The 6,388-nt window shown below is 69.6% G+C and carries 5 protein-coding genes; 1 reads left to right on the top strand and 4 read right to left on the bottom strand.

Annotated elements, in window-relative coordinates; genetic code table 11:
- Positions 1 to 139: 139 nt before the first annotated feature.
- The 4 genes from A5728_RS09235 to A5728_RS09220 are packed head-to-tail and all read right to left on the bottom strand — an operon-like array spanning position 140 to position 4,744.
- Entirely contained in the window at positions 140 to 1,480 is a 1,341-nt protein-coding gene (locus A5728_RS09235; RefSeq protein WP_064846757.1) for a glycoside hydrolase family 32 protein, read from the bottom strand.
- Positions 1,477 to 2,361 (bottom strand): carbohydrate ABC transporter permease, encoded by an 885-nt coding sequence (locus A5728_RS09230; RefSeq protein WP_082943371.1) that lies wholly within the window; start codon positions 2,359 to 2,361, stop codon positions 1,477 to 1,479. The genes A5728_RS09235 and A5728_RS09230 overlap by 4 nt, the downstream gene beginning before the upstream one ends.
- 29 nt (positions 2,362 to 2,390) lie before the next feature.
- Positions 2,391 to 3,341, bottom strand: a complete 951-nt coding sequence (locus A5728_RS09225; RefSeq protein WP_064846756.1) for a carbohydrate ABC transporter permease — start codon at positions 3,339 to 3,341, stop codon at positions 2,391 to 2,393.
- Positions 3,338 to 4,744 (bottom strand): extracellular solute-binding protein, encoded by a 1,407-nt coding sequence (locus tag A5728_RS09220; RefSeq protein WP_064846755.1) that lies wholly within the window; start codon positions 4,742 to 4,744, stop codon positions 3,338 to 3,340. Before A5728_RS09220 ends, A5728_RS09225 begins: the two co-directional genes overlap by 4 nt.
- 267 nt (positions 4,745 to 5,011) lie before the next feature.
- Between A5728_RS09220 and A5728_RS09215 the strand changes: the two genes are divergently transcribed.
- On the top strand, positions 5,012 to 6,148 hold the full coding sequence (locus A5728_RS09215) for an ABC transporter ATP-binding protein (protein ID WP_053446854.1): 1,137 nt from the start codon (positions 5,012 to 5,014) through the stop codon (positions 6,146 to 6,148).
- Positions 6,149 to 6,388 lie beyond the last annotated feature (240 nt).

The raw sequence follows: 6,388 nt of genomic DNA, 5'->3' as shown, positions 1-6,388 counted from the left end.
CCCCCCGCCCCGCCCCGCCCGCCCCCCCGGCGCCCCCCCCCCCCGCGCGCGGGGGCGGGGGCGGGGCCGCGCCCCCGCCCCCCCCCCCACGGCCTGCAGATCCCACCTGCGGTGGAGCGCGTCGACTGCCCGCTGATCGTCAGGGCGTCGACGGGCCCAGCGCCCACCCGGTGACCGTGCCCGGATCGACCGCCGCGCACCAGGTCTCGCCGTCCTGCGGATAGGCCCGCAGCGTGTGGGAGGGCCTGTCCGGCGCGTAGACCTCCACCAGGGAGCCGTCGACCACGACCGTCGCCGCGCGTCCCGACCACACCTCGCGCTCACCGGCGGGCCCGCACAGCAGCAGGCGCATGGCGGCGTCCCCGCCCGTGGCGCGGAGTTCGACCGCGTCCGGCAGCTCCACCACTGCCGCCGAGGACGGCAGATCCAGGGGCCGCCCCCGGTGTCCGGCGCACTCGGTGGCGGGCATCGACGCGAGGACGTCGCCGTCCAGGCGGAGCTCGCGTGGCCAGGTGAGAAGACCGGCCCACCCCTCCTCGTCGCTGAGCTCTACCGGCCGCGTCTCCCAGGACCAGCCCCACAACAGGGCCCGGTCCTCCAGCGCAAGCACCTGGGGGGCGTAGAAGGCCGGCCCCGTGTCCACGGCGCCACAGGCCTCGGGGGAGAAACGGGGGACGTCCGCCCGGGCCCCGCCCCCGTCGTCGTCGGACGTGCCGGTCATGCGCCCGACGACGTAGCGGACGTCCTGCAGCCGGCCCGAGCCGTCCTCCTGACGCATCCACCGGGAGACGATCAGCACCCAGCGGGACCGCTCCCCCTCGGTGAGCTCGACGAGCTGGGGGCACTCCCAGATCGAGGCCCCGAGGTCCGCGCTCAGCACGGGGTGGTCGGAGGTCAGCCACACGCCCAGGTAGGACCAGCGCTCGAGGTCGGCGGCGTCGTAAAGGAGGATCGCTGCCCGGCCGTCCGCGAGCCCGGCGCCCTGGAGCGCGTACCGCCGTCCCGCCCAGTGAAAGAGGAAGGGGTCGCGAACCGCGACGACGTCGGGGTCGGCGGGCATCTCCGCCGCTGTGACGCCCTCCTGCCGCCAGGACCGCAGGTCATCCGTCCCGGTGGCCAGGGTCACCCGGGACCGGTTATCGGCGGCCTCGACGCCGCTGTAGACCGCCACGGGTCGCCCGTGGTCCACGGTGACTACCCCCGACCAGCAGCCGAAGGCATCGGGGCCGTGCCGCTGGGGGCTCAGAGCCACCGGCTCCTCCTGCCAGTGCACCAGGTCTGGGGAGGACAGGTGCCCCCAGTGGATGGCATCGTGCCGGGAGGAGTGGGGGTTGTACTGGAAGAACACGTGCCAGGTGCCGTCGAGGCGGCAGATCCCGTTGGGGTCGTTGAGCCAGCCCTGGGTGGGCCGGGGATGGGTTCGGGGGAAGGCCCGGCTCGTAGGGAGGGTGCGGGAGGAGGTGGTGGAGGGGAGCGTCATTTGCTGCTTCCTGCGGTGAGGCCTTCGCGCAGGTAGCGCTGCCCGAAGACGAAGACGATCAGTGCGGGGATCATGGAGATGACGACGCCGGCCAGGACCACGGAGATGGAGCCCGTGCCGAGGTTGCCCTGGAGGGATACCAGGCCCAGGGGCAGGGTGAAGTTCTGCTCCGAGATGGTGAGGATCAGGGGCCGGAAGAACTCGTTCCAGTGGTAGTTGAAGGCCAGGATGCCCACGATGGCCATGCCCGGCAGGGCCAGTGGGGCATAGATGGAGAAGAACGTGCGCCACGGGCTGGCCCCGTCCAGGGCGGCGGCCTCGGCGAAGTCGTTGGGCAGGCCCATGAAGTACTGGCGCATCAAAAACGTGCCGAACGCCGTGGGGATGGCCGGGATGATCAGGGCCAGGAGGGTGTCGGCTAGGCCCATGCCACGGACCAGCATGAACACGGGCACGATGGTCACCTGCACCGGAACCATCATCGTGGCCAGGACCACGCCGAACATCAGGCCCGAGCCCCGGAAACGCATGCGGGCGAAGACGTAGCCGGCCATGGCCGCGGTGAGCATCTGGCCGGCGGCGATGAGGCCGGTGACCAGGGCGCTGTTGAGCACCAGGCGCACCAGGTCGATCGTACGGGCGACTTCGGCGTAGGCGGTGGTGTCCGGGTCTGTGGGGAGGAACTTCGGTGGGAGGTCGAAGGCCTCGCTGGGGGTACGCAGGGACGTCGAGAGCGTCCACAAAACCGGCCCCAGCACCGCGACCGCGGCCACCAGCAGGAACAGGAAGCCGGCGACCCGCCCCGGAGCGGGCAGCGCTGGGCGGCGCCGGCGGGCCGGAGAGGCCCCCGGCCGGGTCGGCGTGTGAGCAGGTGAAGACATGAGGTGATCCTTTGTCGGTCGGGAGGAGCTCACTGGTAGTGGACGTAGCGCCGGGAGAGGCGGAACTGGGCGAGGGTGACCAGCATGATCAGCGCCATGAGCACCAGCCCGATGGCGGAGGCCTTGCCGAACTCCAGCTGCTGGAAGGCGGTCTGATAGACGACCATCACGGCCGAGCGGGTGGAGTCACCGGGACCGCCGCGGGTGAGCACGTAGGGCTGGTCGAAGACCTGCAGCGCCGTGATGATCGCCGTCACCGACGCCACCAGCAGCGTGGGGCTGACCAGGGGCAGGGTGACGTTGCGGAACTTCGACCAGCCCGAGGCGCCGTCGAGGTCGGCCGCCTCGTAGAGCTCCTTCGGGATGGAGGCGATCCCGCCCAACAGGATCAGGAAGGTGAACCCGAAGTTCTGCCACACGTAGACGATCACCACCACCAGCGCAGCCCCGGTGGAGGTGGTCAGCCACGGCACGGCGGGCAGCCCCACGGTGGTCAGCAGCCAGTTCACGACGCCGAACTGCTCGTTGAACATGTAGCGCATGAAGATCGAGACGCTGGCCGCGGAGAGGATCAGCGGGAAGAAGAACGTGGAGCGGAAGAACAGCCGCAGCCAGGTCGGCATCTTTCCCTGCACCAGCACCGCGAGGGTCATCGCGAGGGACAGCTGCAGGGCCACCGCGACCACTACGAACACGATCGTGTTGAGGAAGGAGACCCGCACGGTCCGGTCCGTGACGAGCTCGGCGAAGTTGCGCACCCCTACGAACTCGGGCGCGGAGATGATGTCCCACTGGAAGAAGGCCAGCACGACGGAAGCCAGGATGGGCAGTACCGTGAAGACGCCCATCCCGATGACGGTGGGCGCCAGGAAGACGGCGATCATCCACTTCTCCGCACGGGACCGGGCCCGTGGCCGGGTAGCAGGCGATGCGGTCGTGGGCTGCCCGACGACGTCCGGTGCCGGAACGATGGTGGTCATGCGTCCTCCCCGAGGATGAGAGCGAGTTCGGTGTCGAGCCGGTCCAGGGCTGACGTCATCTGGCTGGTGCCTCCGCCCATGGCGACCGCCACGTTCTTCATGAGCGCGGACTCGACGGCGGCCTGCTGCGGCGGGGCAGGAATGGGCCCGGTGCTGGGGAACCGGTCCAGGGTGTCGTAGAAGACCTGCCAGTGCGCCGGGCCCGTGGTGCGGTAGAAGTCGGCGGTGACCATCGACCGCCGGCTCGGGGTGGTGTTCGGGTTCGGGGTAGCCAGTTCCATCACCTCCTTGCGGGCCGTGAACTTGATCCACTCCCAGGCCTGGTCCTTGCGCTGCGAGGTCTTCATCAGCGCGTAGCCGGCGCCGCCGAACTGGTGGCGTTGCGTACGCCAGCGGGGGAAGAACTGCACGTCGAAGGCCTCCGGTCCCATCCCGGCCTCACCCAGGCCGTAGGCCCAGTAGCCGCCGGCGGGGGTCGCACCGACACGGCTGGAGGCGAACAATCCGATCAGGGCGTTGCCGCCGCCCTCCTCCGGGCGCACCCCGAGACCCTCTTGGACGAGGGTGCGCAAGAAATCGAAGGTCTCCGTCACCCGCTCGTCCCGCACGTTGGAACCGGTCCAGAGGTAGCCGCCGCCGCGGTCGGCACCCGCCGGGTGATCCCGGTAGAAGCTGTTCCACAGCCATCCACCACCCGGTGCCTTCTGCTCGGTGAGGAAGCTGGTGCCGTTGGCGTAGAGCCAGGGGACCACGCCGCCGAACAGGCGGTTCGTCCAGTAGTAGGGGCGGAAAGAACCCTCGCTGGAGCGCTGCATGGCGCGCATGAGCCCCACGAAGTCGTCCTTGGTCCAGTCGTCGGCCGGCCGGTCCGCCCCGGCCCGGCGCAGCGCTGCGGTGTTGAAGTACATGTTGGCCGCGTTGAACTCCAGCGGTAGCTGGTACAGGTTGCCCTTGTACATGAAAGCCTCGACGAGGCTGGGGTGCACGTCGCGGAAGTACTCCCCCATCATGGCGGCGTCCCGCTGGACGAAGCTGTCGAGGGGAACCGCCAGGCGGTCGGCGAACAGCTGGGTGCCCTCTGTGGCGACGTAGACAAGGTCCGGGGCCTGACCTGCCGCGACCATGGTGAGGATCTTGGAGAAAAAGTCGCCCCAGTCGGCACTCTGGATCGCCTGGACCCGCACCGGGATGTCCGGGTGCTCGGCCTGGAACTCGTCCACGATCTGCTGACGGTTCGCGGCGTCCTGGGACGTGCCCTGGATCGCGACCGTCAAGACGTCCTCCCCACGACCGGGGATGTCGGAGCCGGTCAGTCGCGGCCACGCCCCCACCGTAGCTCCGGTTAGGGCGATGCCGCCGACCCCCAGTAGCGCGCGACGAGTCATGCTGCTCGCTGCAGTCATCCGCGTGTCCTCACTCTGCTGAACTAACACGTGTCAGGGGCCTGACACGTGTTAGGAGATTAGATACACTCGCTTCAGTGTGTCAAGGCTCACAGTGATACGAGGCGTCGATCGTCGTCCTCGAGAACGTGTGGTCCTGGGCCTACTGCCGATCGATGAGGATTGTTCGCGCTCCGGCGCGAGGCATTCCGCACCACTTCGGTGATCTTCTCCATCCTTTCCTTCGGATCGTCCGGCACGTGCCTGCCGGGAAAGAGGCTTTGACCCATGTCTGCTGTGCGCTACGCCAATGTCACCTGTCAGTACCCCGGGGCCGAGCGGCCCTCGGTCACCGGCCTGGACCTGGAGATCGCCGACGGGGAGTTCCTCGTCCTGGTCGGGCCCTCCGGGTGCGGGAAGTCCACCACCCTGCGGATGCTCGCCGGACTCGAGGAGGTCACCGACGGGACCATCCACATCGGGGACCGCGACGTCACCGACGTGCCCTCCCGCGACCGCGACATCGCGATGGTCTTCCAGAACTACGCCCTCTACCCGCACATGACGGTCGCCGAGAACATGGGCTTCGCCCTGAAGATCGCCAAGATCTCCACCGAGGAGCGGCGGCACCGGGTCGAGGAGGCCGCCAAGATCCTGGACCTCACCGACTACCTGGACCGCAAGCCCAAGGCGCTGTCCGGCGGGCAGCGCCAGCGCGTGGCCATGGGCCGGGCGATCGTGCGCTCCCCGCAGGTGTTCCTGATGGACGAGCCGCTGTCGAACCTGGACGCCAAGCTCAGAGTCCAAACCCGCACCCAGATCGCCTCGCTGACCCGCCGGCTGGGGGTCACCACCGTCTATGTCACCCACGACCAGGTCGAGGCGATGACCATGGGCGACCGGGTGGCGGTGCTCAAGGACGGGCACCTGATGCAGGTCGACACCCCCCGGGCCCTCTACGACCGCCCGGCCACCGAGTTCGTCGCCGGCTTCATCGGCTCCCCGGCGATGAACCTCTTCCGCGCCCCCGTGTCCGGGGACACCGTCCAGCTCGGCACGGTGCGGATCCCGCTTACCCGGGACCAGCAGCAGGTGTTGACCGGGAACAAGGTCACCATCGGCATCCGCCCCGAGGACCTGCACCCGTCCGAGGAGGGCACCGGGCTGCCGATTGTGGCCGACGTCGTGGAGGAGCTCGGGGCGGACGCGTTCGTCTACGGCCACCTCGCCCCGGTCACGGCCGCCAACACCGTGGTCCCGGTGGACAACACCACCGGGGCCGAGGAGGACCCCGACTCCCACGAGTTCATCGTCCGCGTCGAGGGTCGAAACCCACCGAAAGCCGGCTCCACGATCTGGGTCGCCCCCACCCTGGAGCACGTCCACCTCTTCGAAGCCGCCACCGGCCGACGCCTCCCCGGCTGACCCACGGCACCACAGCGATCGGCACACGGTGCTTCCGCCACGACGCCCTCTCCCGCAGGAGAGGGCGCAGTGGCGCGTTCGGGGCCGGTCAGTCGTCGGCGATGTGGTCGGCGAGCAACTGCTCGACGAGCTCGGGGTCGGCGTTCCGGACGTCCCAGTTACCGAACCCCAAGCGGGCCCGGATGCGCCCGTGCGGTGCGCCCGCATCCAGGCCGGGTTGTCATGCCCGTTTACCCCGTG

The organism is Kocuria sp. ICS0012, assembly GCF_001665945.1.
GTDB classification, from domain to species: Bacteria; Actinomycetota; Actinomycetes; order Actinomycetales; family Micrococcaceae; genus Kocuria; species Kocuria marina.
This window is presented reverse-complemented; position numbering and strand designations above follow the sequence as displayed.